The sequence below is a fragment of the Tardiphaga sp. 866_E4_N1_4 genome (assembly GCF_052076075.1).
Taxonomy (GTDB): domain Bacteria; phylum Pseudomonadota; class Alphaproteobacteria; order Rhizobiales; family Xanthobacteraceae; genus Tardiphaga; species Tardiphaga robiniae.
Genome location: NZ_CP197242.1, coordinates 1,667,298 through 1,691,285, shown reverse-complemented (window position 1 = coordinate 1,691,285; position 23,988 = coordinate 1,667,298). Strand labels below are relative to the sequence as shown.

Here is a 23,988-nt window from a genome sequence, read left to right as displayed (position 1 = left end):
TTTGAGGTTCGGTGTGCCGCGACATATACGCCAACTGTTCTCCGCATGCCTTGCTACATTAACAGTCAGTGTGCTGATGAGCGGCTGTGCATGGCTGCCGCCGCAAGCCTGTCTGCCGCCGTCGCGCATCATGGTGTCTGCGGAGATGATCTTTGGCCGCAACATTGGCGATCGGCCTGGTATCAGCGAATCTGCATTTGCAAATTTCGTCGCAAGGGAAATCACACCCCGCTTTCCCGATGGTCTCACCGTCATTGATGGAGACGGGCAGTGGCGCGACGGCGTGCGTAATGTTGATGTCCGCGAAAGGGCAAAGGTCGTTCTGATCACTTTCGCCGACGACGCTCAGAAACGTGCCGACCTCGTTGCCATCGCGGACAGCTATAAGCGGCAGTTCAGTCAGCAGTCCGTGCTCACGAAGGTCGGCAATGTCTGCGTAAGCTTCTAGTTTGCGCTGTCATTGACGCCGCGCCAGCGCGCGTAGCGCCACGGTGTATACCAACGGGCATCGGGCGACAGCTTGGCCGGCACGTTATCGATACCCGACGTGCCCCATGGCTGGCAGCGGAGCAGCCGGGCCAGCGTCATCCAGCCGCCGGCCCACAATCCGTAGCGCTCGATCGCTTCGTCGCCATAGACCGAACAGGTCGGCAGGTGCCGGCAATTGTATCCGACGAGCGGAGACAGCGTGTGGCGGTATATCCAGATCATGCCGCGACCGGCATTGCGCGGCAGCCGTTGAATAGTACCGGCGCAGTTCGGGCACATGCATGAATGTTTCATGGTCGGATTGCTATCAGATCAGCCGGGTTTTGCCCGGTTCCTTTGCATGGAACCCATCTACTTATGCATTGGAGACACACCTGCCAATTTATCGCATGCAGTGCAGCAAAAGTAACTGGACGCTGAGGCGAAGCCCGTTAGGTTTTCACGTAACGCCCGTGTGACAGAATCATGAGCGTTGTTTGGGGCCGTTGCCATTGCTCATGAGAGTGCGGGGAAGGAACCGACTTGGGACGTATGAGGTCGCTTCGATCAGGTAGTTCGGCGCTGTTTCGCGCCGCGGCCTTTTGTATCGTTCTTCCCGGACTCGCGGCGGGCCTGCTGGCTTCGGCCGCGTCCTCTGCCCAAGCTGCAGCCGTTCTCGAAGAACGCAAACTCCCGATGCGCTTCACCTGGGTCGCCTGCGAGCCGAATTGCGGTGGCTGGATCGGCGCGGTGGGGATTGTCACCGGCGACACCGTCAGGGATTTCGACGAGTTTTCCAAAGGCCGCGATCTGACTGACGCGACAGTGGTGCTGGATTCCAGCGGCGGCTCGGTCAATGACGCCATCACCATGGGCCGGCGCTGGCGCAAGCTTGGTCTGCGCACCACAGTCGGTATCACGGTCGACCTGCAATCGTCCTCGGGCGTCATGAAGCCGGCGGTCGTGCCGCAGGCTTATTGCGAATCTATGTGCGTGTTCCTGCTGCTGGCGGGCAAGACCCGCTATGTGGCCGAGGAATCCCTGGTGCGCGTCCATCAGATCTGGATGGGCGACCGCGCCGACGACCCGAAGGCTGCGAGCTATACGGCAAATGATCTGATGATCGTCGAGCGAGATATCGGCCGTCTCGCCAAATACACCTTCGACATGGGAGGCACGGGCGATCTTTTGTCGTTGTCGCTCAGCGTGCCGCCGTGGGACGATCTACATCGGCTTACGGAAGCCGAGTTGAAGCTGACCAATCTGGTCACCAGCCATAGTGTCGGTGATGTGTTGCCCGAGCCTCGCGAGCAGCAGGCGCCGGTCGCATCACTGGTGCCGAAGTCGGTACAGGATCGTTTCGTGAGCGGGCCGGAGAATGAAAACACCCCGGTTGCTTCGGCGCCGGTCGTGTCTTCGACGAAGTCGACGAAGACGGCCGAGGCTTCGGTGCCGACTGGCGGCGTCGTATCGGCACCGTCAGGGAAATAGCCTCGCAGACGTCACGCCGGCGTCGACTGGCTGGCTCCTGCGTTTGACTTGGCTTCAATCTGCCCGATGGCGTCCACGACCGCATCGAATGTGAGAAGCGTCGAGGCGTGGCGCGCCTTGTAGTCGCGCACCGGTTCGAGCAGGGCGATATCTGCCCACTTTCCATCCGATGGCGGTGCACCGTTTTCCTTCAGCATCTTGCGCACGGTCTCGCGCAGCGCACGCAATTCTTCGGCCGTCGAGCCGACCACATGGCTCGCCATGATCGATGACGAGGCCTGGCCAAGTGCGCAGGCCTTCACGTCATGGGCGAAGTTGGTGACCACATCGGCATCCATCATGAGGTCGATCTTCACGGTCGATCCGCAGAGCTTGGAATGGGCGGTGGCTGACGCATCGGGGGCAGGGAGGCGGCCCAGCCGGGGAATGTTACCGGCGAGCTCGATGATGCGCTTGTTATAGATGTCGTTCAGCATCTGGTTCGGACCTTAACTGTGCCATCGGTCACCGGGATCACGTCTTTGGCGCGCGAGGAATCTGGACTCTATATAGCGTCCATTCCATGAAATAAAAGATCAGCAGTTTCAATGGTCTGTGAGCAGCTATGTTTTTGGCGACGCACGGATTTTGCGCGTCGCAGCCGTCTCGTTCATGTAGGGACACTCTAGCGACCGCCCAACATCTTCAGAAAGAAGGCACGCCGATAGAGAATTCCGGATCCCTCTGCGCCGCTCAATCGCTTCCGCGACTGACGTCTCGCCGAGCCTGCGCACGCTTGTTCGCCTGCGACACACTTCCAATCCGCGAAGGAGGGATCTTGATATTCCGGCGCCGACTCGGGATGGAGCGCATTCCTTCACCGGGGCGAAGATCATTCTGAGGTCGCGAGAATTGCTGTGCGCGTCGCAGGGCCAATGCGCGCCTGGCGGCCTCTCCAAGTTCCTTTTTCGCTTCGAAGTTCTGCAGGCGCCTTAGCTCCTTGCTAACGCGTTTCATAGCGGCAACGAAGACTTGCTTGCGCTGAGTTGCATGCTCGGCTGTTCCCGAAAAGCTGCTGCCCCTCGGTTCGGCTTTTCCTCTTGCTTCGCGCTGTCGATGCCGCGCTAGGGTGTGCTCCTTGCTATGAAAATCCTGTAGCCTCGAACGAAGGCTCTCCAGCTTGTCGCGCGTTAATTCGCCGATGGCGGGATGATGAGTAGCAAGAACGATTTCTTGCTCGTCGTGTTTCAGAATGCTGATTTCATACTTGCAGGATGCCGCCATCGCCTTTTCCTCCAACCAATGCCTGGGTTACGGATCGTTCGCGCTGTTTCTCGCACCTCCCTCCGAACCAGCGTCCTCCAAAAGAGTCGCGCGGGGAGCTGTTTGACGCGATGCGCGCTGCCAAGATTGTTCCTCCGTGCCGTTCTGAAGTATCGGGTCATCACCCTAGGCTCACATGGGAACTGCCCGCATTGCCCTTGAATGGCGTGCTGGGAATAATAGGAAAAAGACCAACGATTTAAATGTGATGAGTGGGTAGCCTGATGGCTGGCAACAGTCGCAATGGTCCACTATATAGGGCGGAGCCCGGCGAACAGAGCGCCGGGCGTTCTCCAGATCGCCGGAATTTGAGAATTCAGTTCGGCGGCCTCGGTGTTATTGTCGCAAGACGATGTTTTATTGACGGACTCAGGCGTCCGGCGGCCTTGCCGCCCCGTCTGCCCGGTGACACTCCGGCCTCCCGTGGGGCCGGTCGAACGGAGTAAAGATGGACGCTGTGATCAAGCCGCTTCGCGGCAAATCCCCGGATGGCAAATCTTCTGAAGTCAGATCTGCCGAGAGCAAAGTGCAGGAATTCCGGCCGGCGGAGCTCGATCCCGCCGAATTTCTGGCTGCGGCGGTTAATCCCGACCAGCTGCGGCCCTCGCGCGCCGAGGCAGAGCAGGCCGTGCAGACGTTGCTCGCCTATATCGGCGAGAATCCGCAGCGCGAAGGCCTCATGGACACCCCGCGACGCGTGGTCGAGGCCTATGACGAGCTGTTCCAGGGCTATCATCAGTGCCCGGCCGAGGTTCTGAATCGAACCTTCGGCGAGACCGCAGGCTATGACGATTTCGTGCTGATCCGCGACATGGCCTTCGTCTCCCATTGCGAGCATCACATGATGCCGTTCTACGGCAAGGCGCATATTGCCTATACGCCGGTGGAGCGCGTCGTCGGTCTCTCCAAGCTCGCGCGTCTCGTGGATATCTTTGGCCATCGGCTGCAGACCCAGGAGCATCTGACCGCGCAGCTTGCTGCCGCGGTCGATGAAGTGCTGAAGCCGCGCGGCGTTGCCGTGATGGTTGAAGCCGAGCACACCTGCATGTCGGCCCGCGGCATCCGCAAGGAAGGCTCGCGCACTTTCACCACGCGTTTCACCGGCAATTTCCGCGACAATCCTGCCGAGCAGGCGCGGTTCATGTCGATGATCCAGTCCATGTCTCGTTAAACGATTGTCGCGCTGATCGCGCGACGATCGCGATTTGTTGCTAGAGTGTCGGGCGCATCAGGCGCCCGATTTTCGTTTGACGACCACAGCGAGAGATTTTCCCGTGTCCAATACATCGCACGCGCACAGCCATGATCTCGAAGAAGGCCTCGTGCTCACGCCGAAATTCGACGCTGCCGGTCTCGTTACCGTCGTGACGACCGACGTGGCGAATGGCGACGTGTTGATGGTGGCGCATATGAATGAAGAGGCGCTGCGCAACACTATCGAAACCGGCGATGCCTGGTATTACAGCCGTTCGCGCAAAGCGCTATGGCGCAAGGGCGAGAGCTCGGGCAAGACCCAGCGCGTGGTCGAGATGCGGATGGATTGCGACCAGGATGCGATCTGGATCAAGGTCGAGCAGATCGGCGGAGCCGCCTGCCACACCGGCCGTCGCTCATGTTTCTACCGCGCGATCACCAAGGGCGAGGCTGGGGCAGCGAAGGTCTCGTTCATCGATGCGGACAAGGTGTTCGATCCGGCGTCGGTCTACGGAAGCTGAACTGGCTCTGATCTCAGGTTACGCCAGCCGGCTGGCGAAATCCTGCCGGGATTCGGCGGCGCTGATGCCGGTCGGATCCGCGATCATGTCCATGTAATCGACGGCCGCCGACCGCAGTTTGCCGTCCTTCATGGTCATGACGCCAGACAGGGTCTGGATGTTCATCGAACGGATATTGTAGTTCTTCCAGGCTTCCGCCTGTTTCGCTTCGCTATTGGTCGATTTTTTCTGCTCGTTGTAGAGATCGAGCGAAGCTTGCGCGGCCTTCAGGGCATTCAGGCCCGAAACTTCCTTCATCTCCTTGGCAAGCGCCGGATCGTCGCTAAACATCTTCTCGATCTTGGCTTTCCAGGGGCCTTCGGCAGTCACGTTGCCGAATTTGTCGACCTTCATGTGGGTCGCATATTCCGGCGGGATGTTCATTTTCTCGAACGCTTTGGAGAGGCGGTCGGCCAGGGCGTCGGTCCGCTTCGTCAGCATTTCGTCGAACGTATCGGTGAGTCCTTCAGTCGCGGCCTGATCGGCCTTGGCCTTTTCGATGATCGCCTTGGCGCGGTCTGACAGCGATACGAAGGCGGCAGGGGCTGTCGGCGCAGATGCAGGCTTGTCGGATGAGACGGATGGCTTGGCGGGCGCAACGGCGGCGGGGGCCGCTTTGTCCCACGGTTGGGTCGACGTCGAATGCGCGTTTGCGCCATTTGCGACCGCAACCATCGTGAGCTCCATTTCCGCTGCCGACGGGAGCGAATCTCCGTCAGACACATACGGAAACACCCTCGCGTTAATGCTCTGTAAAATATGCAACCAAGGATGGAGGTGTTGGGCGCCAAAACCGCCTTAGCGTTTCGTTAACCATGAATGTCCCACTGTGTCCGCGGCTTCCGCACGGCTGGCAGGGCGCGATTCCCGGTAGTCATGTCGCGGCAGCGGGGCACAACACTATGGCGGTCGACGCGACCAACCTCGCATCAGCACTCTCGTCAACGCGCAGTCAGGTGACCGGCGCGATCAAGAATGCTGCCGGCACCACGGGCACGAGCTTCGAATATCTGCTCGCCACCGCCAAGATGGAATCCAATTTCAATCCCTCGGCCACGGCTTCGACATCCTCGGCCAAGGGCCTGTTCCAGTTCATCGAGCAGACCTGGCTCGGCACCGTGAAGGAAGCCGGCACGCAGCTCGGCTACGGCAAATATGCCGACGCCATCACCAAGTCGCCGTCGGGAAGTTATTCGGTGAGCGATCCGGCTGCGAAGGGCGAGATCCTGAAACTGCGTGACGATCCCGTCGCGAGTTCAGCGATGGCCGGCGTGCTGACGCAGTCCAACAGTTTCAAGCTCACGGGCGAGATCGGGCGCCGTCCCAGCGACTCCGAACTATACATGGCGCATTTCATGGGCGTCAGCGGCGCCTCCAAGCTGATCAACAATGCGGCGAACAATCCGAGCGCATCGGGCGCTGCACTGTTTCCGAATGCCGCCGCAGCGAATCGGCCAATCTTCTACGATCAGAGCGGCAGCGCGCGCAGCGTGTCGCAGGTCTATTCGGTGCTGTCGGCGCGTTATGACAGTGCTGCGAATTCCACGGCGACGCGGACGGCGATGGCATCCGCGGGTGTGGTGACGGCGCAGGCAGTCTCGCCACTGACGCCGTCCAGCAATGCGACGTTCCTGTCGCGCTTCCCGGATCTGAGCACGGCGCAGGTCGCAAGCTTTGCATCCGATCAGTCGTCGACGGCCGTGCAGGAACAGCCGATTTTCCGGTCGCTGTTCCAGGGCGGTGATCGTGCGCAACCTGTGTCGCCGGCCGTGCAGGAATTGTGGGGCAACCGCACGTCACTGACGTCCACGTCGCTGCCGAAGGCACCTGAAGTCGGCGTGCCCAAGCCGCTCGATCTGTTCAGCGATCGCGCCGGGACTTTTAGTAGTTAGCTCCGTCCCCTCATGGTGAGGAGGCGCGCAGCGCCGTCTCGAACTATGAGCTGTTGGCAGGCATCGCCGCTAGCGGCCATCCTTCGAGACGCGCGCAAGGGCGCGCTCCTCAGGATGAGCGCGGAGTGTGTGATATTCACCGGGAGCCACAGATTTCCCCGCGTGTCCGATCCCTTAATAAAACCTCAACAAACCCATAAGCTTATGGTGAACCGTTTGTTAAGTGGGATGGTTTATTTTCTCTGACAGTGGCATCGCGTTTCGGTGTTGATCTTGTTGCGTAGGCTGGCAGAACCATGATTGTTCGGCAGTTCATCAGTTGGGTACGGACCGCTCCAGCCAGCGAGCGGGCAGAGGCAACGCGCTCTTTGGCGCGGGCCTGGATTTTTTCTGATCTTTCAGACGACGACCGTGCCGCCGCCGAAGGCGCGCTGCTGATGCTGCTCGATGACGCATCGCCGCTGGTGCGCCAGGCCATGGCGCAGGTTTTTGCCCGCGCGCCGTCGGCGCCCCCGGCCATCGTGCAGGCGCTGTCGGTGGATCAGCCCTGTGTGTCGCTTCCAGTGCTCGAACATTCGCCGCTGCTGATCGATGCCGATCTGGTCGACATCGTCGCGACGGGGAACAGCGAACTGCAATGCGCGGTCGCGCGCCGCATCAATCTGCCGATTTCGATCTGCGCCGCCATTGCCGAAGTCGGCTCTGCCGCTGCAGCGCTCGAGCTGATTGAAAATCCATATGCCGAACTGGCGCAATTCTCCTGGGACCGTATCGTCGAGCGTCACGGTCATCTCGCAGCCATCCGCGAAGCGATGCTGGCCCTTGGCGACTTGCCAGCCACGACGCGCCTCGCACTGGTGGCCAAGCTCTCCGAAACACTGACCCGCTTCGTCGTTGCACGGAACTGGCTGTCGCCGGATCGTGCCGAGCGCATTGCCGACGAGGCGATGGCGCGCTCCACGGTCAACATTGCCTCGCGTTCGCGCGGCGACGAGATGCGCGATCTCGTGCATCACTTGCGCGAAGCCGGGCAGTTGACCGTCGGACTGATCCTCCGTGCCCTGCTGTCCGGTAATCTCGACCTGTTCGACCAGGCGCTGGTGGAGCTGTCCGGCCTGCCGCAGAGCCGCGTGGCCGCGCTGGTCTATGACGGCGTCGGTGCCGGGCTGAACGCATTGCTTGCTCGCGCAGGCCTGCCGGAGTCGGCATTCCCTGCCTTCCGCGCCGCGCTGGCTGCGCGCAATGAAATCGGTTTCATCGGCTCCGTTGGTGGCGCCGTGCGGCTGCGCCGTCGCATGGTCGAGCGGGTGTTGACGGTGTGCGAGACCGATGAAGCGGCGTCCGAGCCACTGCTGATCCTGCTGCGGCGTTTCGCAACGGAATCGGCTCGCGAGGAAGCGCGGGTGTTCTGCGATGAACTGGCCGAACAGGCGAATGCGCGCGACGAGTATCAGCTGATCGCGGCGTAAGCGTCGAATATCTCAGTCGTCATGCCCGGCCTTGAGCCGGGCATCCATCGTTCGACATCAGCGCATTTCAACAGATGGATGGCCGGGTCAAGCCCGGCCATGACGTGGAGAGTGTTTCGATCGCGTCAGACGAAATTGCGGAGCGACGCTATTCCTTCGGCACGATGCTCGGCGCCGAGATCATCTCAAGATGATCCGGCCGATCGCGATTGACCAGCGTCAGATAGTCGTCCGCGACGGCACGCAGGCGGGCGCTGAGTTCGTTGGCTACGCCGGCCTTCTCGATGGTGTTGTGTTCGCGCACGATGGCCTGGATCGCATCGATATGGTGCTGGATCAGATCCGCCGGCACCGCATCGAGATCGGGGGCGTGTTCGAGAATCCGGCACAGGCTTTCGGCGGCGACGCCAGCGGCAGGAAAGCCGAAGGTCGAGGCGTCGCCCTTGATGTCGTGAGCGGCGCGAAACAGCTCGCCGCGAGTGTGCGTATCGAAGCCCTTCTTCAGGATCGCGGCATGTGCTGCGGCAAGGCGGTCGCATTCGCTGCGCATCCAGGTCTTGAACTCGCCGGAGAGATTGGCCAGAGCCTGTTCGGCGCGCGCGACGGGATCGTCGAGCTCGCGATCGATCACGCGGCGGATCGCGTGCTTCAGTGTGTTCGGCGGCGTGATGACCTGGTGATCGGCGAAAGCCTGCACCTTCGGCGGCGCCGGCGCTTTGTTCTTGGCCATGGTCGTTTCTCCGAACATTGCGCTAGCCAGTGACACGGGCTTTATCCAGCAGCGACGGCTGCTGCAGAACCTCGGCTTCACCGCCATTGCGGCGTTCCGGTCCGATATAGGCGACGGTGGTGTTGCGGCGGCGGTCGGGCCCGAAATAGTTCTTCGTCTTGATGAAGGGGCGGGGATGCGCGACCACGCTCATGATGCGCAGATAGAGGCCCTTGGCCGAAATCGGCTTGGCCAGAAATTCGGTGACGCCGGCATCGCGCGCCATGGTGATGCGACGCTTCTCGGAGTGGCCGGTCAGCATGATGATCGGCGCGTAGGGATTGCCCTTGGAATCCGGCTGACGGATCATCTGCGCCAGTTCCAGCCCGTCGAAAATCGGCATCGCCCAGTCGGCGATCACGATGTCAGGCACGTAGTGGCTGTACATTTCCAGCGCCGTGGCGCCGTCCTCGGCTTCGTAGACTTCGCGGGCGCCGAACGAATGCAGCAGCGTGCGCAGGATGCGCCGCATGTGCGGATTGTCGTCGCAGACCAGAAAACGCAGCTTGTTGAAGTCGATACGGAACATGATGCGGCTCGAACCGGGCTGGGACCGTTACCCGATGTTAACCATACCGCGCCGCGTCTTAACGAATGGTTGAGGCGGGCAGGCGCCTCAATATCCGAACTGTTCGCTCAGGATGCGTTCTTCCAGGCTGTGGCCGGGGTCGAACATCATGCGCATCGAGATCGACTTGTCGGAGATGATTTCGACCCGCCGGACGTCGCGGGCTTCCTCGTTGTCGGCGACGGCGGCCACCGGGCGTTTTTCGCCTTCCAGCACCTCGATCGCGACGATCGCCGTATTGGGAAGTAGTGCGCCGCGCCAGCGCCGTGGGCGGAACGCGCTGATCGGCGTCAGCGCCAGCAGCGCGGCATTGATCGGCAGGATCGGACCCTGCGCCGACAGGTTATAGGCGGTCGAGCCGGCCGGCGTCGCCACGAGGATGCCATCGGCGGCAAGTTCGGCCATCCGTTCGCGTTCATCGATGAGGATGCGCAGGCGCGCCAATTGATGCGTCTGGCGAAACAGCGAGACCTCGTTGATGGCGTGATGGATGTGCACGCCGCCATGGACGTCCGTGGCGCGCATCAGCAGCGGGTTGATCAGCGTCTCGCGCGCCGCGGTGAGGCGCGCATGCAGATCGAGCGTCGAGAACTCGTTCATCAGGAAACCGACGGTGCCGCGATGCATGCCGTAGATCGGTTTGCCCGTGCGCATGAAGTCGTGCAGCGTCTTCAGCATCAACCCGTCGCCGCCGAGGGCTACGATGATATCGGCGGTTTCCGGATCGGCATTGCCATAGAGCTGCGTCAGTTGGTCGAGCGCTGCCTGCGCTTCACCGCTGGTACTGGCCACGAAGGCGATCCGGTCATAGCGCTTGGACGGGTTCATCAGGGGATCGCCGGCTCATGCTGCGTGATTGCGCGGGGTCGTCTAGCCGACCTCGCTGGGGCTTGTCGAGCGAAAGGATAGCAGGTCTTTGAGACGGCCGGGCTGCAGGGAGCGCCGCATCGTTAACGGGGCGAGCGGCGCCCGGTTGCTCCATATTTGCGGGTCAGCTCCTCCGCGACCGCCTTTTCGGGCCTTAATTTGCTGCCGGCGAGCCAAACCTCGGTCACTTTCCCGGTCTTGCCACGGACCCTCCGGACTGCTTCCCCATAACTGGAATAACCCGCGGCCGCGGCGATCGTGCCCTTGTCCTTGCCGGTCACCTCGATCTCTGCGACGTCCATGAAGGGATTGATCGCCTGAGGCGTGGCGACCAGCACCCGGTCTCCGATGGGCACCAGATCAAACGCGCTCCATGAGGTCCACATGCGTCCCGTCCAGTCGCGGACGCGCTTTTGCGGCGCGCCGCGCTGGGCGAATGCGCGCAGGATATGCATGGCGCCATCAACCCAGATGGGCGCCCAGCCGTCGGTGGCATTGGTGAAAACCGAGATCGTCAGCTCGCAGGCCGGGATCGCGGCGGTGCGCGAGATATAGCCATGAAATCCGCCATTGTGGCCGAACCAGTCCCAGCCGGCGGTGGTGCCGTTCATGGTGCCGAGGCCGTAATAGCTCTCGATAGTTGCGTGCGGATTGCGCCAGTGCCGCCGCGTCATCTCACGCCGGCCCGCCGCAGACAGCACGCTGTGCTTTGCATTGGGTGCAAGCTGCGCGAAGAAGCGCGCGACGTCGGCTGCGGTGCTGACGAAGCCCGCAGCAGGCGTGATGGCGTGGCACGGCGTGTCGCCGGGAATGACCAGACGGCGGTCGAGCGGAAGCCGCGGCGTATGACCTTGTGCGAGGGGCGCGCCCTTTGCCAGCGGCATGTCGGGCTGGGTCTCGCGCAGGCCGACCGCATCAATGATCTCGCGCCTGATCCAGTCGCGATAGGGCTCGCCGGTGACAGCTTCGATGACGAGGCCGAGCAGGCCAAAGCCATGGTTGGAATATTTCAGCCGCGTGCCGGGCGCAATCGCGGGCGGTTGCTGCAGCTCGGACAATAGCTCCTTCTTGTCGAGATAGGGGCGGCTGTCGATGAACTGCCCGGCATCGACGCCGTCGCGCGTGAGGCCGGCGCTATGCGACAGTAATTGTCCGATAGTCGTTGCAGCGACCTGCGGATGCAGGCCTTTCACATGGTCGCCAACGGGATCGTCGAGGCGCAATTTGCGTTGCTCGCGGAGCTTCATCAGTCCGGCAGATGTGAAGCTTTTCGAATGCGAGGCGATCCGGAAGCGATGCCGCGGCGTCAGCTTCTCGCCGGTCGCGAGGTCGGCGTGACCGAAGGCATATTCAGCGACGATCTTGCCGCGATGCGCGATGGCCACGAGGCAGCCGGGTTGCTGCGTCGTTGCCATCTGGAATGAGAGCCAGTCGTGGATGTAGTCGAGCGCGGGCTTCAGCCAGGGATCCATCAGAGGTCTCAATGTGAGGAGAGCGTCGCACCCGCGAATATGAACAGATCTCTCAGCCATAACAAAGCCGGCACAATCCGAAGGATTGCACCGGCTGACTGATCCGCGAATGGGATCAGTAGGTGGGACCGGAGCCGGGCGCCTTGTCCAGCGCAGCAGCGAGCGATTTATATTCGGCGGAGTCCTTGCCGCTCAGCGAAGCAATCTTGTTGAGATGATACTGCGCCTGATCGCGGTTGCCCTGTTCGACCTGCCACAAGCCGTAATACTGCCAGGTGCGGACATGGGCGGGGTCGGCCTTCAGCGCGCGCTCGTACCAGATCTGCGAGACCTTGTAGTCGCCGAGCTTGCGATAGGAGTAACCGATCAGATTGGCGACATCGGCGCGGTCGTCCTGGCCGAGCGCCTTGAGCTGCGCGATGGCGGCCGTGTAGTCCTGCTTGTCATAGACCGTGGCATAGGCCGCGCGATAATTGGCGAGGAACGCGGTATTCTCGCTGTTCGGATTCCTGGTCTCGGTTTTCTTCTTCTTGTCCTTGGTGCCCTTGGTGTCGGACGCCGGCGGTGCGGAAGGCGTATCGCCGCCTGCGGCATAGGCCGAGGTCATGAAGGGCGTGGCGGCAACGGCCACGGAAAACATTGCCAGCGTCGTCAGCCTGATCGCGAGGTGGGTCATGCAGCGCTCCTGTTTGCAACAGCAATAATCTGACACGGAAGTCTCAGGTTGTGAACACCGGGCGTGGGTGTTCATTCCCGCCTTTGCCGGCATGGGAGCAGACTTGTGGCAGCAGACTTGGGGCAGGACGCCTGACCCAGCCGATCATGACGAGGATGTCACCGAGATGAACGAAGCCTGTCCGGCTTCCTCAGAGTGGGTTCAGCGCAGCGTCGCTAGTCTGACTGCATTGATCGACAAGCCCGGCCAACCGACCGGTCAACTTCGTGATCGAGACCGACAGGAGACGACCATGTTGAAGAAAATTTCCACCGCGTTGATCGTAGTTTCCATGCTTGCCGCTCCCGCGATGGCTGCCGGTATCGCCAAGACCACGCCGGCGCCGATCACCAAGCCGGTGACGTCGGCCGATAACAAGGTGCAGGCCAAGCCCGGCGTGCTGAACGCAAATGCGAAAATGGTCCGCCATCATCACCGCCATGCCCGTCCTCATCATCGCTTCCACAAGAAGATGAGCGTTCACAAAGTTCACAAGCACACCGCCATCCAGACCACAGTCGCGCACAAGCGCGGCTGAGGGGGCTCCGCGGTCGCGGCCTCATATTGCCCAGCCGCAATCGCGGAGTTTCAACGGCCGGCCTGCTGCGCCTATCCCCTGGGATGCATAACATCCCTGAGGTGCAGCAGGCTGGTTCGTGTCCGTCACCGAGATGCGAATTCCAATTCCCGGGCGAACCGTCTAGGACAGGCATGACGGGGACACGCCTGCGTAATTGAGACGGCACGACGGATGAGACGGCATTTGGGGATATCGGCGAAACAGGCAGCAGCGGTGCTGTTGCCGCTGTGGCTTGCAGCATGCGGAGGAGGCGGCGCCGGTGGCATCAGCTTCACGGATGACCAGGGCGTTGCCGCGCAGCCATTTCCGACCAATTATCGCGTCGATCTGCTGGCGTTCTTCAAGACCTATTTGAACAATCCGGTCGGCGTTCGTGACGCCATGATGGCGGAGCCGGTGCAACGCACCGTTGGCGGTCGCCTGCGCTATGTCAGTTGCGTGCGCTACACGGCGAAGGATTTTGACGGCCGCTACACAGCGCCGCAGGAGCGGGCGGTATCCTATGTCGACAAGCGCCTCGATCGCATTGTCGAGAATGTCACTGAGGCCTGTGCCGGCGCCACTTACGCGCCGTTCCCTGAAATGGAAAAGATGACGCGGTAGCGCGTTGTTGGCAGCTCTTTAGGTCTGCTGTCGGTGCTCGATGCGAGCACGATCAATGTCGACGTTGGCGCCCTCAACCGACCGCAACGTCGCCACAAGATTGCCGCAGCCCGACGTGGGTATCTGGACACTGAAAAACCCGATCAAGTTCGCGTGAGCGCTGAACCAAAAGCCATTTCGCACCGCCTGAAAATGAATAAATCCAAAAGTGTTGCTGCTTTGTCGCAGTCGGCAAACATCGATGTGGCAACGCCTGCCGTGAAGCAACCAAACTGCCGCCACGTTGTTTTTCGATGGTCATTACGCAACACAGGGGAACAACCATGAAGAAGCTTTTGCTCAGCGCGTCGGCCATCGTTGCCGTGGCCGCGATCTCGTCTTCAGCCTTCGCTGCCGACCTTCCGGCGCGGACCTATACCAAGGCCCCGGCCTATACGGCGCCGGCTCTGGTCTACAACTGGACCGGTTTCTACATCGGCGGCCATCTCGGCGGCGCCTTCGGTGACGGCAACAGCCTCGTCGGCGATAGCGGCCGGTTCATGGGCGGTGTGCAGGGCGGCTTCGACTATCAGTTCGCCACCAATTGGGTGGTCGGTGTCGAAGCCCAGTACAGCTGGCTGGCGAGCAGCAATACCAGCCTCGTCTTCCCGAATGGCACGACCATCACGGGCGGCGGTAACGATCAGCTCGGCTCGGTCACCGGTCGTCTCGGTTACACTTGGGGTCCGGCACTGCTCTACGCCAAGGGCGGTTATGCTTGGAAGGATAACAACAACCTGACCATCGCCGCTGTGGCTCCCGCGGTTGCTGTCATCGATGGCAACAAGAAGGACGGCTACACGGTCGGTGGCGGTCTCGAATACATGTTCTCGCCGAACTGGTCGGGCAAGGTCGAATATCAGTACTATAACTTCGGCAACACCACGATCACCTCGACGGCCATTCCCGGCGGCTCGACCAGCTTCAACAACGACGAGCACACCATCAAGGCCGGTCTGAACTATCGCTTCGGCTGGGGCGGCCCGGTGGTCGCCAAGTACTGAGCAAGTACGACATCGATTCGATCTTCGACGGAAAGGCCGGCATCACGCCGGCCTTTTTTGTTTGTGGGGGTGTCGTTCTGCCGCTGCGTGTGTGGCGCTGATAGCGCGTTACGTCGTCACGGATTCAAATTTCAAACAGCCACTGCGCTTCAGACATGCGTCATCGCCCCCATTGTTTGCGGCGCGGGGGCGCCGTCGTGCTTCGCATTCCCGCCCCCTTGTGAGAGGGCGTGCGGAACGCCGGGTGCCCGTTGCACCCTTGGGCCTGATGCGAATGCGGTCTTCCGCAGGTTAGTGTGCATCAGGACTTTCGGAGGCGCCGAGCGATTGCCCGGCGTTCCGCATGCGGTGTTTTTTCGGTTGCTTGCACATCTGCCATGGCGAACGGTCCCATCACCAAAATTAGTGTCCCAGGGCGGAGGGACAGGGTAGCCGCAAAGCACTTGGCCGAACGCGTTTCGACTTGGTCGTCCGTCACACTGTCCAGGGGTCTTTCCATCCGAAGGTCGGCCGTGTCCTTGCCAGTGGCAGTGCGGGCGCAGATCCGTCCTGCCCGAAGACAGACGTCCCCCATGAACCGCGTGACGCCGCATCTCCGGCGTCCACCGCATCCCACCCCGCGAACGTGACGATCGCGATCGCCCCTCTCGGTGGGGCAGGACGAAGGGGAATATAATCCATCTCGGGATATTGTCAACACTAGATAGGAAAAAATGTTTAGCGCGTCCCCGGCCACAAATTGTCATTCCGGGGCGCGGCCGGCACTTGCCGGACGCGAACCCGGAATCTCAGCGTGGGAGTCTACGATCGCGCCAAACACAGCGGGATTCCGGGTTCGCGCTCTGCCGGCTTCGCCGGCGACGCGCGCCCCGGAATGACGAGCGCGGGGCACTAGACAGTCGAGCTCTCCGCCACCCCCGCACCAGGAATCGAAAGTAAACGAGTCCTGAATCCCGGGAAAAATAAGGTTCGAGACTCCCTTGCCAGAATCGCTTGATGGTTGTCGGGCGATGAGAATGATCGACAATATCCGCAGCGACGGGGTGCAGGTGGCACTCACGGTCGCCCTGATGGCCGCCTGCGCGGTCAATCTGCTGCTGCTTTACGCGTGGCTGTGAGCCCGCGCGCCGGTTTGGCGCGCGCGGGAGTAGCCCTTGCCGGACAACTCTGATATCTGACTGCGCGACGCGGGCAGGCGACTGGTCCGGACGTCCTGTTTCGATCTCGGGTAATCAATTAACCCATTGATCTTGTTGCCGGTTTAGCTCAGCGGTAGAGCAGCGGTTTTGTAAACCGAAGGTCGGGAGTTCAATCCTCTCAACCGGCACCACCATTTCAATAACTTGTCAAAACGGTCTTTTCGCACCGGCTCGCCATCGGTGGGTTCAACCTATGAACGTTGTTCCAAGGTAGCCCGGACTTTTGCGATGACCTCGTGATAATCGGCCTCCCGCTTGTCTTGCATTTCCTGCTGCCGTGCCTTGAATGATGCCACGCGATTGCGGATGTCTTCCCGGAGATCAGTCAGCTTCATCGGCTGCGCAGGTTCCGGGACGATCTGCTTCGGATTTTCAGCGGCTTTCATCTCGGCGTCTACCGCAACGGTCAACTTCGCGGCCAGCTCGGGCTGGTTGCCCGAGACCTCTTTTACAAACGCCAATGTCTCCGCGATTAAACGATCGCACTCTTCAACCCAATTCATGGCGTCATCATTTAGATTGAGCGACGTTAGTGCAAGCGCGTCAGCGGGTTAAGCCTAACGGGGGCAGTGCAAAATCCGGCTCCGTTGTCGTGTCAGCGCCAATGCGTCTCCAAGCGGCCTGCTGACGCCTTTGGGCGGCTGGCTGTGGGAGGTTCGCCGAAGGCGAACGGGCGTCAAATAAACAGACAGGCTGCGAACGAGGCCGTCAGGCCGAAGAGTAGGGCGCCTGCGCAGAGGGCGCGCTCCCAAACCTCGCGTGCGTGATGTCGCTCGAAGCACTGCCGGCTGAAATACTGGTGAGTGAAGTGGTCTTCCATCTCCGCCTCCCTGAACGGGGATAGAGAATCCTTCATGTGATTCGCCGTCAAGCGGCGTGTGTGTTAAACTGTTAAATAAGCCCCGCGGCGAGTTGAACCAATTTGCCGTTCGCGCGACCAAAGCGCGTCTCAATGAGTAAGGGGAATCGCATGACTTTTCGCGAATCCATCACCCGGCTTTTCGGCAGCACCTCAACGCCCGAATCTGAAGAGCGCGCCAGGCGACTGAACGCGTCCATGGATGAGTTTGTGCGGCTACTGCATACCAATGGCTACGACAGCAAAAGCCCCACCACCCCTGGAGAGGTGGCAGGACTTTCGGAACGTCCATCCTGCGCTCAGGACGCTCAGTCTTCCAACCAAGGATTGTGAGAGTCGTTCCTAGGTCACTGCCGGCGGTACCGCGATCGGCTTGCCCGTGTCCTCTTCGGTGCTGCACGGCTGAATAGTGTAGCCGTCCTCCAGCACCGTCTTGCCGTCCACAACATCAACGAGTCCGGCTTCGTCGGCATGTTGCCAGACGTCCTCCTCGGTCGGGAATTCCTGGCTGAGCTTCTGGTCGTCTTCGAATAGCGCGTAGGGCATGTGCCACCTCCGGCGCGGCAACGCGGCAGAGGTTGAGTAAGTTCGATCGCAGTGGCCAATCTGCCCACCCGTCAACCGGCCTGTGGAACCTCAATCAGAAGCAGGGATACGCCCGGCCGTCCTGGCCGCGATAGGCCGCGGCCGATTGCTTGCAGCGGGCGGCGAGGGGACCGTCGTAATAGGCGAAGGTGCCCGGCTGCAGACCCGGACCGTAATTGTGCCCGAACTGGATCCGGTAGGGCTGGCCGGGTGCGGCAAAGACGAAGGTTTCGGCGCGGTGATGATGTTTCCAGTGGCGCGCGAAAGCAGGGGTCGCGACCAGCGTCGACAGGATGATGGCTGCACTGAGGAACTTCATCGGGGCTCTCCGGACATGACGACTGCAGATGTCTGCGACAACGGCTGAAGGGATCAGATCACGTTGCGACGGCGATGCGCAAGATGTGCGCGGCGCGTGCTTGACGCCTTTGGACCGGGATCAGATCGCCGCGCGAGCGCGTTGCGTTAACGAATCCACGCTGCGATCCCGCGCATTTGAACTTCGCCTGATGCTTGCGCGTTAGGCTTACCGGCAGTTTAGACCGCGCCCTTAACCCATCCTGCCAGGCGTTCGAATATCGTACCGCCCAGATGCAGGACATGGCCATGCGAATCCTTTCAGCACTGCTTTTCGTGATCGCGACCACGCTTCCGGCGGCAGCCGCCGATGGATTCAACATCGTCATACCCGGCCGTCAGGGCGTGCCGATCATCATCAACGGCGTCGATGCGTCGTATCGCGTGATCGAAGGCGACTGGGGCTTGCAGCGCGGCATCCATATTCAGCCGACAGTCTATGGCGGACGCTATATCGATCCGGTCCCGAATGTTGGCCACTACTATCCGAGCCTTGGTCACAAGCCGGGCTACGGGCGTTTGGAAATCGAGCCGCCGGCCAATCGCAAATTGCCGCAGCCGGCCGAGAGCTTCCACGAGCACTGGTCGGCGAAATCCGCGCCGATGGAGCGGCATAATGAAGTGCCGTTCAATCCACCTGAGGTCATCGTCGCACCGCCGGAATTCCGACGCTGACCGACCAATCACCAACACCAAAAAAAGACACCCGACAGGAGAGAGTATTCATGCGTAACGCGATTTCAAAATGGGTTGCGGCATTTGCCGTTGTCACCGCCACGGCCGGCGCTGCGCCTGCAATGGCCTGCGGCGGCGGCCTGTTCACCTCAAACGGCTGCTCGCCTTGCGGCCAGGCCTATGTCAGCCCCTGCGGCTATGGCGCCGGTTATGAGCGGCTGCCCGATCCGACGCCGGTGACGCGTCAGTATTATTACGCCAATCAGGGCCCGACCTTCAGCGGCCCGGGCATGTTCGCGCCGGTTCCGACCTATCAGGAAACCGCGATCGGCTGGCGCGGCTATGGCCAGGGTTACGGTCAAGGTTACGGTTACGGCTATCGTCGCGGCTATTACGGCGGCCCCTATGCCAATCCGGTGAACTACTCCTATGGTCCGGCCTATCGCGCGCCGGCGATCTACAGCTATCCGTCGCGTTCGCAGTACCGCGCGCGTCCGAGCTATCGTTACGGCTACAGCATGCAGCCGCGCACGCGTTACGGCTACTCGCAGCGCAGCTACGCGTCGCGCACCGGTTATCATCAGGCGCATCGCTATGGCGCGCCGAAGGTGATGTATGCGCCGCGCGCCGCAGGACCGCAGCGTGGTTATCACCAGTCGCAGCAGCATCGCCGCGCGTACTGATCTGATCGAACGAAGAACGCCCGCTCGCAGCAATGCGGGCGGGCGTTTTCGTTTTGGATAGAGGGATTCTTGTTTTGACGCGTTTTCTTGACGCGAACCGGGACCCACTTCGCTCGAAAACGCTCTAGCCCATCAGGCCGAGCTTGCTGGCGCCGACATAGAGCGCGAGCACGGCGGCGTTCGACACGTTGAGGCTCTTGATCTCACCGGGCATGTCGAGCCGCGCGACGACGCTGCAGGTCTCGCGCGTCAGCCGTCGCAATCCGCTGCCTTCGGCACCGAGCACCAGCGCCAGCGGTTGCTGCAGCGGGATCGCGCTGATGTTCTCACTGCCTTCGCTGTCGAGACCGACGGTCATGAAGCCGAGGTCGTTCAATTCGTTCAGCGCCCGCGCCAGATTGGGCACCGTGATCATCGGCACCAGTTCCAGTGCGCCCGAGGCGGATTTCGCCAGCACGCCGGTGGCCTCCGGGCTGTGCCGCGCCGTGGTGATGATCGCCTTGACCGCAAAGGCCGCGGCGGAGCGCAGGATGGCGCCGACATTATGCGGGTCGGTGATTTGGTCGAGCACCAGCACGATGCCGTCCTGGGACAGGCTGTCCAGATCCGGCGATTCCAGCGGCTCGACCTCGGCCAAGAGGCCCTGATGGACGGCGTCGGGCCCCAGCCGGCGGTCGATCTCGTCCGGACGGACCAGGACCGGTGCCACGCGGGTATCGATCTTCTCCTCGGCGAGGCGCCGGGCAGCATTCTCGGTCAGAATCAGCTTGAGAATTTTCCGCTGCGGATTGGCCAGTGCCATGGTGACGGTATGCCAGCCATAGAGGATGGCCGGGCCGTCACCGCCGGATTCCCGGCCACGCCGGGGCGGGCGCCTGCCGTGATCCCGGCCCTGATCGCGCGGTTTGTCCCGGTTTTGACTGCTTTGGCCGTCGCGTCCCTTGTCAGGTCCACGCTGGAATCGCTGTTTTCGTTCTCGATCGCTCATGGCTGGCTTGTCTCACGCATGCCGAATAATGGCAATTTGGGGCCCCGGAAAGAGGTCGGGAAGGGCGGATATTCCTGCCAGGGTCGGTTGACTTTGCCCCATGGCTTCCGTCATAAACGCGCCAACCGGGAGCCCGTTTACGGGCGCGCGTTTTAACGTCATCCATGGCCGTCCAGCCACTTATTCGGTGGGACTGCCGTGTTGGGCCAAGGTCTTGTTGGGCTTGGTTCCGATGGCGTCAGGCGGGGGAGTGTCCCGAGTGGCAAAGGGAGCTGACTGTAAATCAGCCGTCTTATGACTTCGAAGGTTCGAGTCCTTCTTCCCCCACCATTTTCAAATCGCTAGCGAATTGGCCCTGCGGGGCGGCGGCTTGTCAGCAATCCTGTAAGCAATTCCATTTTCGGCGTTTGTTCGCTTCAGGCAGCGCGTATTTGCCTGGTTCCGAACACGCCAGCCTAATTCGATTTGGGGTCCGACGGTGGCTTCCGCAGGTTGGCGGTCTCGGGATCGAAGCCAATAGCGTAGACGTCTAAGACGCCAGCTTCACGCAGCTTCCGTAGCTCGCTCGCCGTCTGATCGAGGGTCTGTACGGTTCCGTAGCAGATCTTCTCAGGCTGTCCGTGAGGGGTCCCGTAGATACTGTAGGCCACGACTGAAACACACCCCGTGATTGCTGCGAAAGGCTTGCAAACGCTACCGCAGTCATTGGCGTGTTGTCTATAAAAATAGACAACTTGGTGGTGGAGCAACTTTCTGGCCCAAAGGTCGCTGGCGGGCGCCGAGCTTTTACCGGCGCCCTGTAGCGTTTAGCGGCAGCCGCAGGATTGCTTGCCGTTGAATGTAGTCTGGCAGTCGTATCGCGTCCCTGGAGGGCATCCCGCGTTGGCAGGCGGGATCATCGTTGCGAGAAATGACAGAGCGGCTAGAGCCAGAAACAGGTGCTTCATTCGTGTTCTCCCGCCCCGCAATTGAGGCTAGGCGAGGCTCCCTCAACCGGAAGTCGAGAGCAAGGACTATGCTCGCTGCGGTGCAACCTATGCTGTGGGCTTTTTCCTCACAGTGACCCGACTCCGCCCACCCGCCGCAGGATTTCGACATTGGCGATGTAGTCCGCCTTGGTGGTTTCCATTCTGCATGTCAGGGAGATCATAACGTCGGTAACTGAGACGGCCCATTAAGGCGTTCAGAACAGCTTCAACCCCGGGTTTCCGATCGAGTAGTCGCCGATCTCTTTTCCGGTTTTGCCGTCGTATATGCGGACGCTGTCTGCGATGTTCGTGCCACCAAAATAATAAGCATAGACGACGCTGACGAACTTCTGCTTGGCTTCGAAGTCGGCGGAGTGGAAGGCTGGGCCCACCCAGAGCCGAGGCAAGTTTCCTGGCATCTCGACTTTCTGGAAAAAACCTTGTGCCCTCAGCTTCTCCATGAGTTTTAGGCGGTTGGACTGCATCTCGTCGGATCTATCGACTGTCGCCTTGGTTGCTTCGGGGGAAGTGGTCAGCGCCTTGGTTTGCCCGGATTGCGTAGTACTTATGACTGCCACGTTTTGAGCAGCGATTTTCTTCTCGGATGCAGGCACCTGAACCGCGTTGTTCATCACATCATTCGATGTTGTTCGCGAAACTATCGCAAAACCCAATAATACAGCGCCGAGCGCAACGACGCAGATCGCCAGCCGCCGGTACGTCGGGGACGTGTGCTCATTGGCGTTGGACAAGAGTTTGTCCACCGGTGAGTCCTCACGAGCCTTGGAAACGAGCGCACGTTCAATGCGCTCCATTCGTGCTTCGTTGCGCTTGGTTGAAATCGCGATACCAGCAAACACCCAAGCGGCAATCCAGAAAATGACGGAAAGGCCGAATGTCGGGACCGCTCCGACAGCCGCGATGAGGCAGCATAAGAACGCAAGGAATTTCCAAATCCCGCGCCCGCCGAGTGATACGAGGGCAGGCAAAAATGAGACTATGACGGCAACTACTAGAAGGCCTTCCATGGTCGCCCCCTGCTAAAGGGAATATGGAAGCGCAACCCCGGCGCGAAGGCAATCACTCTTTAGCCTCGCGCGCGAGCTATATGGGAAGGCTAGCTTCCGCGCCTTTACTTCTTCCCCACCGCCGCCCGACTTCGAGCCACCCGCCGCGTGGTCTCCACATTGCCGGCGATGTGTTCGCGCCTGGAGCCTTCCATGTCTGACTTCTGCATGTGATCGGTGGTGTCCTCGATCAAGGCATCTGACGCGCGCGCTTCCGTGCCGCCGTTGTGGCGGGCGCGGAAGTTCCGGATTTTGTTCGCCAGATAACAGATGATCGCAACACTGTCGGCGACGCGAGTGGCGATCGTTCCTGATCCAGAATTGGGTGTGAAACACGCGTGTGGCGATCTCTGCCGCTCCCAGAGCGATAGTCATTCTGCATCGGGGTTTCTGGATCTGATGGAATTATGTTTCCTGTTTTTCAGCGTCCGTAGAACTTCTTTCTTAAATCATGCGTCAACTGGACCGCTTCTGAAACTGCCAGTAGTAATCTGGCGTCATCACCTCAAAATCACGTTCGGATCATTCGATGTTTGCGCTCCCGGTTATCGCGGGTTTTGCGATTGGCGCCGTTTTCGGCGTGGTCGGTCTGCTGAGCGGGTTCTGCCTCATGAGCAGCCTGCGCGACTGGTGGGCGCATGACGACGGACGGAAGATCCGGAGCTACGCACTGGCGCTGGCCGTTGCCGTGTTCGGTACGCAGTTCATCGCCGGCACCGGCGTGGTCGAGATCGCAAAATCGCTTTACCTGCAGCCGTCATTCTCTGCTCCGTTGATCTTCGTCGGTGGGCTGTTGTTCGGCTTGGGCATGGTGCTGTCTAACGGCTGTGCGTCCCGTGCACTGGTGTTGCTCGGCAAGGGAAATCTGAGGTCGCTGGTCGTGATCGCGATCATCGGCGTCACGGCGCAGATGACCTTGAAGGGCCTGCTCGCGCCGATGCGGCTGTCGATCCTGCAATGGACGCAGACGACGCCCGGGGTGAATTCTCTCCCGTCGCTGTTCGGAACGCTCGGCCTGTCTGACGCGACGGCGCGCGTCGTAGCAACTTTGATTGTCGGCGCTGCGCTGTTGGTCTTCGCACTGTCGCATCGTGCGTTCCGACGTTCGCCGGGGCAGCTCGTGGCGGGGTTGGTAATGGGCCTGCTGGTGATCGCCGGCTGGCTGACGACCGGTTGGCTTGGTGCCGATGAGTTCGATCCGATTCCGGTGGCGTCGCTGACATTCGTGTCGCCGGCCGCCGATACGCTGCAATTCATCATGCTGTCGACCGGCATGACGCTGAATTTCGGAATTGCGCTGGTGGCGGGTGTGTTCATCGGCAGCCTGCTGACAGCCCTGCTGACCGGACGCTTTGAGTTCGAGGGCTATACGTCGGCACGCCATACGGGCCGTTCGATGGCAGGTGCCGCGCTGATGGGGATCGGTGGTGCGATGGCTTATGGCTGCTCGATCGGGCAGGGGCTGACAGGTGTGTCCACGCTCGCACTGCCATCCTTCGTCGCGGCTGCGGGTATCTTTGCGGGCGCTGCAGTTGCTATCCGCGGCCTTGCACTGCGTCCTGTGTTTGCGACGCAATAAATCCTCTCTAGTCCGCTTCGTTAGTTTGATTGCGC

General features: G+C 61.0%; 28 protein-coding genes and 2 tRNA genes. 16 read left to right on the top strand and 14 right to left on the bottom strand.

The window, feature by feature from the left end:
• The first annotated feature begins 76 nt into the window (after positions 1–76).
• Complete coding sequence (locus AB8B20_RS08505) at positions 77–448, top strand: DUF3574 domain-containing protein (RefSeq protein WP_439072262.1); 372 nt, start codon at positions 77–79, stop codon at positions 446–448.
• Here the strand turns inward: AB8B20_RS08505 and yidD are convergent.
• The gene (gene yidD / locus AB8B20_RS08500) at positions 445–783 is read right to left on the bottom strand and encodes a membrane protein insertion efficiency factor YidD (RefSeq protein WP_439072261.1); all 339 of its coding nucleotides are present in this window, start codon (positions 781–783) and stop codon (positions 445–447) included. The genes AB8B20_RS08505 and yidD overlap by 4 nt on opposite strands.
• Positions 784–1,020: 237 nt before the next feature.
• Here yidD and AB8B20_RS08495 point away from each other — a divergent pair, with 237 nt between their 5' ends.
• Complete coding sequence (locus AB8B20_RS08495; RefSeq protein WP_439073044.1) at positions 1,021–1,959, top strand: hypothetical protein; 939 nt, start codon at positions 1,021–1,023, stop codon at positions 1,957–1,959.
• A gap of 11 nt (positions 1,960–1,970) precedes the next feature.
• Here the strand turns inward: AB8B20_RS08495 and AB8B20_RS08490 are convergent, their stop codons facing one another.
• Both AB8B20_RS08490 and AB8B20_RS08485 read right to left on the bottom strand, forming a co-directional pair.
• The gene (locus AB8B20_RS08490; protein ID WP_439072260.1) at positions 1,971–2,435 is read right to left on the bottom strand and encodes an iron-sulfur cluster assembly scaffold protein; all 465 of its coding nucleotides are present in this window, start codon (positions 2,433–2,435) and stop codon (positions 1,971–1,973) included.
• Between the two features lie 256 nt (positions 2,436–2,691).
• Complete coding sequence (locus tag AB8B20_RS08485) at positions 2,692–3,222, bottom strand: hypothetical protein (protein WP_439072259.1); 531 nt, start codon at positions 3,220–3,222, stop codon at positions 2,692–2,694.
• Positions 3,223–3,709: 487 nt separating this feature from the next.
• Between AB8B20_RS08485 and folE the strand changes: the two genes are divergently transcribed.
• Positions 3,710–4,432, top strand: coding sequence for a GTP cyclohydrolase I FolE (gene folE, locus AB8B20_RS08480; RefSeq protein WP_089264896.1), 723 nt, complete (start codon positions 3,710–3,712; stop codon positions 4,430–4,432).
• Between the two features lie 103 nt (positions 4,433–4,535).
• Entirely contained in the window at positions 4,536–4,976 is a 441-nt protein-coding gene (hisI, locus tag AB8B20_RS08475) for a phosphoribosyl-AMP cyclohydrolase (RefSeq protein ID WP_309944859.1), read from the top strand.
• An 18-nt stretch (positions 4,977–4,994) separates the two neighbouring features.
• Here hisI and AB8B20_RS08470 read toward each other — a convergent pair whose 3' ends face one another.
• Positions 4,995–5,690, bottom strand: coding sequence for a hypothetical protein (locus AB8B20_RS08470; protein ID WP_439072258.1), 696 nt, complete (start codon positions 5,688–5,690; stop codon positions 4,995–4,997).
• 227 nt (positions 5,691–5,917) lie between these two features.
• On the opposite strand from AB8B20_RS08470, the gene AB8B20_RS08465 reads away from it, so the two are divergent.
• Both AB8B20_RS08465 and AB8B20_RS08460 read left to right on the top strand, forming a co-directional pair.
• Positions 5,918–6,907, top strand: a complete 990-nt coding sequence (locus AB8B20_RS08465; protein ID WP_439072257.1) for a transglycosylase SLT domain-containing protein — start codon at positions 5,918–5,920, stop codon at positions 6,905–6,907.
• Between the two features lie 296 nt (positions 6,908–7,203).
• Positions 7,204–8,376, top strand: coding sequence for a DUF2336 domain-containing protein (locus AB8B20_RS08460; protein ID WP_439072256.1), 1,173 nt, complete (start codon positions 7,204–7,206; stop codon positions 8,374–8,376).
• Between the two features lie 148 nt (positions 8,377–8,524).
• On the opposite strand, the gene AB8B20_RS08455 is transcribed toward AB8B20_RS08460, so the two are convergent.
• The 5 genes from AB8B20_RS08455 to AB8B20_RS08435 all read right to left on the bottom strand — a co-directional run bounded on the left by AB8B20_RS08455 (position 8,525) and on the right by AB8B20_RS08435 (position 12,728).
• Positions 8,525–9,106: an Hpt domain-containing protein gene (locus AB8B20_RS08455; RefSeq protein ID WP_231080216.1), complete on the bottom strand. Its 582-nt coding sequence runs from the start codon at positions 9,104–9,106 to the stop codon at positions 8,525–8,527.
• A gap of 22 nt (positions 9,107–9,128) precedes the next feature.
• Positions 9,129–9,674: a response regulator gene (locus AB8B20_RS08450; protein WP_068731951.1), complete on the bottom strand. Its 546-nt coding sequence runs from the start codon at positions 9,672–9,674 to the stop codon at positions 9,129–9,131.
• Between the two features lie 87 nt (positions 9,675–9,761).
• Positions 9,762–10,541, bottom strand: coding sequence for an NAD kinase (locus AB8B20_RS08445; protein WP_093762060.1), 780 nt, complete (start codon positions 10,539–10,541; stop codon positions 9,762–9,764).
• A 122-nt stretch (positions 10,542–10,663) separates the two neighbouring features.
• The gene (locus tag AB8B20_RS08440; protein ID WP_439072255.1) at positions 10,664–12,052 is read right to left on the bottom strand and encodes a serine hydrolase domain-containing protein; all 1,389 of its coding nucleotides are present in this window, start codon (positions 12,050–12,052) and stop codon (positions 10,664–10,666) included.
• Positions 12,053–12,167: 115 nt separating this feature from the next.
• Entirely contained in the window at positions 12,168–12,728 is a 561-nt protein-coding gene (locus tag AB8B20_RS08435) for a tetratricopeptide repeat protein (RefSeq protein WP_120286901.1), read from the bottom strand.
• A 292-nt stretch (positions 12,729–13,020) separates the two neighbouring features.
• Here AB8B20_RS08435 and AB8B20_RS08430 point away from each other — a divergent pair, with 292 nt between their 5' ends.
• The 5 genes from AB8B20_RS08430 to AB8B20_RS08410 all read left to right on the top strand — a co-directional run bounded on the left by AB8B20_RS08430 (position 13,021) and on the right by AB8B20_RS08410 (position 16,323).
• Positions 13,021–13,305, top strand: a complete 285-nt coding sequence (locus AB8B20_RS08430; RefSeq protein ID WP_093762066.1) for a His-rich protein BRANT — start codon at positions 13,021–13,023, stop codon at positions 13,303–13,305.
• A gap of 213 nt (positions 13,306–13,518) precedes the next feature.
• Entirely contained in the window at positions 13,519–13,950 is a 432-nt protein-coding gene (locus AB8B20_RS08425) for a hypothetical protein (protein WP_439061759.1), read from the top strand.
• A gap of 33 nt (positions 13,951–13,983) precedes the next feature.
• Positions 13,984–14,277 carry a hypothetical protein gene (locus AB8B20_RS08420; RefSeq protein ID WP_439072254.1) on the top strand — a complete coding sequence of 98 codons (294 nt, stop codon included), beginning with the start codon at positions 13,984–13,986 and terminating at the stop codon, positions 14,275–14,277.
• On the top strand, positions 14,274–14,993 hold the full coding sequence (locus AB8B20_RS08415; RefSeq protein ID WP_089264886.1) for an outer membrane protein: 720 nt from the start codon (positions 14,274–14,276) through the stop codon (positions 14,991–14,993). Before AB8B20_RS08420 ends, AB8B20_RS08415 begins: the two co-directional genes overlap by 4 nt.
• A gap of 1,255 nt (positions 14,994–16,248) precedes the next feature.
• Positions 16,249–16,323 (top strand) — tRNA-Thr (locus AB8B20_RS08410).
• Positions 16,324–16,383: 60 nt separating this feature from the next.
• Here AB8B20_RS08410 and AB8B20_RS08405 read toward each other — a convergent pair.
• The gene (locus AB8B20_RS08405) at positions 16,384–16,695 is read right to left on the bottom strand and encodes a hypothetical protein (protein WP_439072253.1); all 312 of its coding nucleotides are present in this window, start codon (positions 16,693–16,695) and stop codon (positions 16,384–16,386) included.
• A 467-nt stretch (positions 16,696–17,162) separates the two neighbouring features.
• On the opposite strand from AB8B20_RS08405, the gene AB8B20_RS08400 reads away from it, so the two are divergent.
• Positions 17,163–17,384: a hypothetical protein gene (locus AB8B20_RS08400; RefSeq protein ID WP_141137104.1), complete on the top strand. Its 222-nt coding sequence runs from the start codon at positions 17,163–17,165 to the stop codon at positions 17,382–17,384.
• A 9-nt stretch (positions 17,385–17,393) separates the two neighbouring features.
• On the opposite strand, the gene AB8B20_RS08395 is transcribed toward AB8B20_RS08400, so the two are convergent.
• Both AB8B20_RS08395 and AB8B20_RS08390 read right to left on the bottom strand, forming a co-directional pair.
• Positions 17,394–17,597: a hypothetical protein gene (locus tag AB8B20_RS08395; RefSeq protein ID WP_089264883.1), complete on the bottom strand. Its 204-nt coding sequence runs from the start codon at positions 17,595–17,597 to the stop codon at positions 17,394–17,396.
• A 94-nt stretch (positions 17,598–17,691) separates the two neighbouring features.
• The gene (locus tag AB8B20_RS08390) at positions 17,692–17,955 is read right to left on the bottom strand and encodes a hypothetical protein (RefSeq protein WP_439072252.1); all 264 of its coding nucleotides are present in this window, start codon (positions 17,953–17,955) and stop codon (positions 17,692–17,694) included.
• A 287-nt stretch (positions 17,956–18,242) separates the two neighbouring features.
• Between AB8B20_RS08390 and AB8B20_RS08385 the strand changes: the two genes are divergently transcribed.
• Both AB8B20_RS08385 and AB8B20_RS08380 read left to right on the top strand, forming a co-directional pair.
• On the top strand, positions 18,243–18,668 hold the full coding sequence (locus AB8B20_RS08385) for a hypothetical protein (RefSeq protein ID WP_439072251.1): 426 nt from the start codon (positions 18,243–18,245) through the stop codon (positions 18,666–18,668).
• A gap of 50 nt (positions 18,669–18,718) precedes the next feature.
• Positions 18,719–19,351: a hypothetical protein gene (locus tag AB8B20_RS08380; RefSeq protein WP_439072250.1), complete on the top strand. Its 633-nt coding sequence runs from the start codon at positions 18,719–18,721 to the stop codon at positions 19,349–19,351.
• A gap of 124 nt (positions 19,352–19,475) precedes the next feature.
• Here AB8B20_RS08380 and rlmB read toward each other — a convergent pair whose 3' ends face one another.
• Complete coding sequence (gene rlmB / locus AB8B20_RS08375; RefSeq protein ID WP_439072249.1) at positions 19,476–20,339, bottom strand: 23S rRNA (guanosine(2251)-2'-O)-methyltransferase RlmB; 864 nt, start codon at positions 20,337–20,339, stop codon at positions 19,476–19,478.
• Positions 20,340–20,583: 244 nt separating this feature from the next.
• On the opposite strand from rlmB, the gene AB8B20_RS08370 reads away from it, so the two are divergent.
• Positions 20,584–20,669 (top strand) — tRNA-Tyr (locus AB8B20_RS08370).
• An 853-nt stretch (positions 20,670–21,522) separates the two neighbouring features.
• Here the strand turns inward: AB8B20_RS08370 and AB8B20_RS08365 are convergent.
• Entirely contained in the window at positions 21,523–22,335 is an 813-nt protein-coding gene (locus tag AB8B20_RS08365) for a hypothetical protein (protein WP_439072248.1), read from the bottom strand.
• 568 nt (positions 22,336–22,903) lie between these two features.
• Between AB8B20_RS08365 and AB8B20_RS08360 the strand changes: the two genes are divergently transcribed.
• Positions 22,904–23,953: a YeeE/YedE family protein gene (locus AB8B20_RS08360; RefSeq protein WP_439072247.1), complete on the top strand. Its 1,050-nt coding sequence runs from the start codon at positions 22,904–22,906 to the stop codon at positions 23,951–23,953.
• Positions 23,954–23,988: the final 35 nt, after the last annotated feature.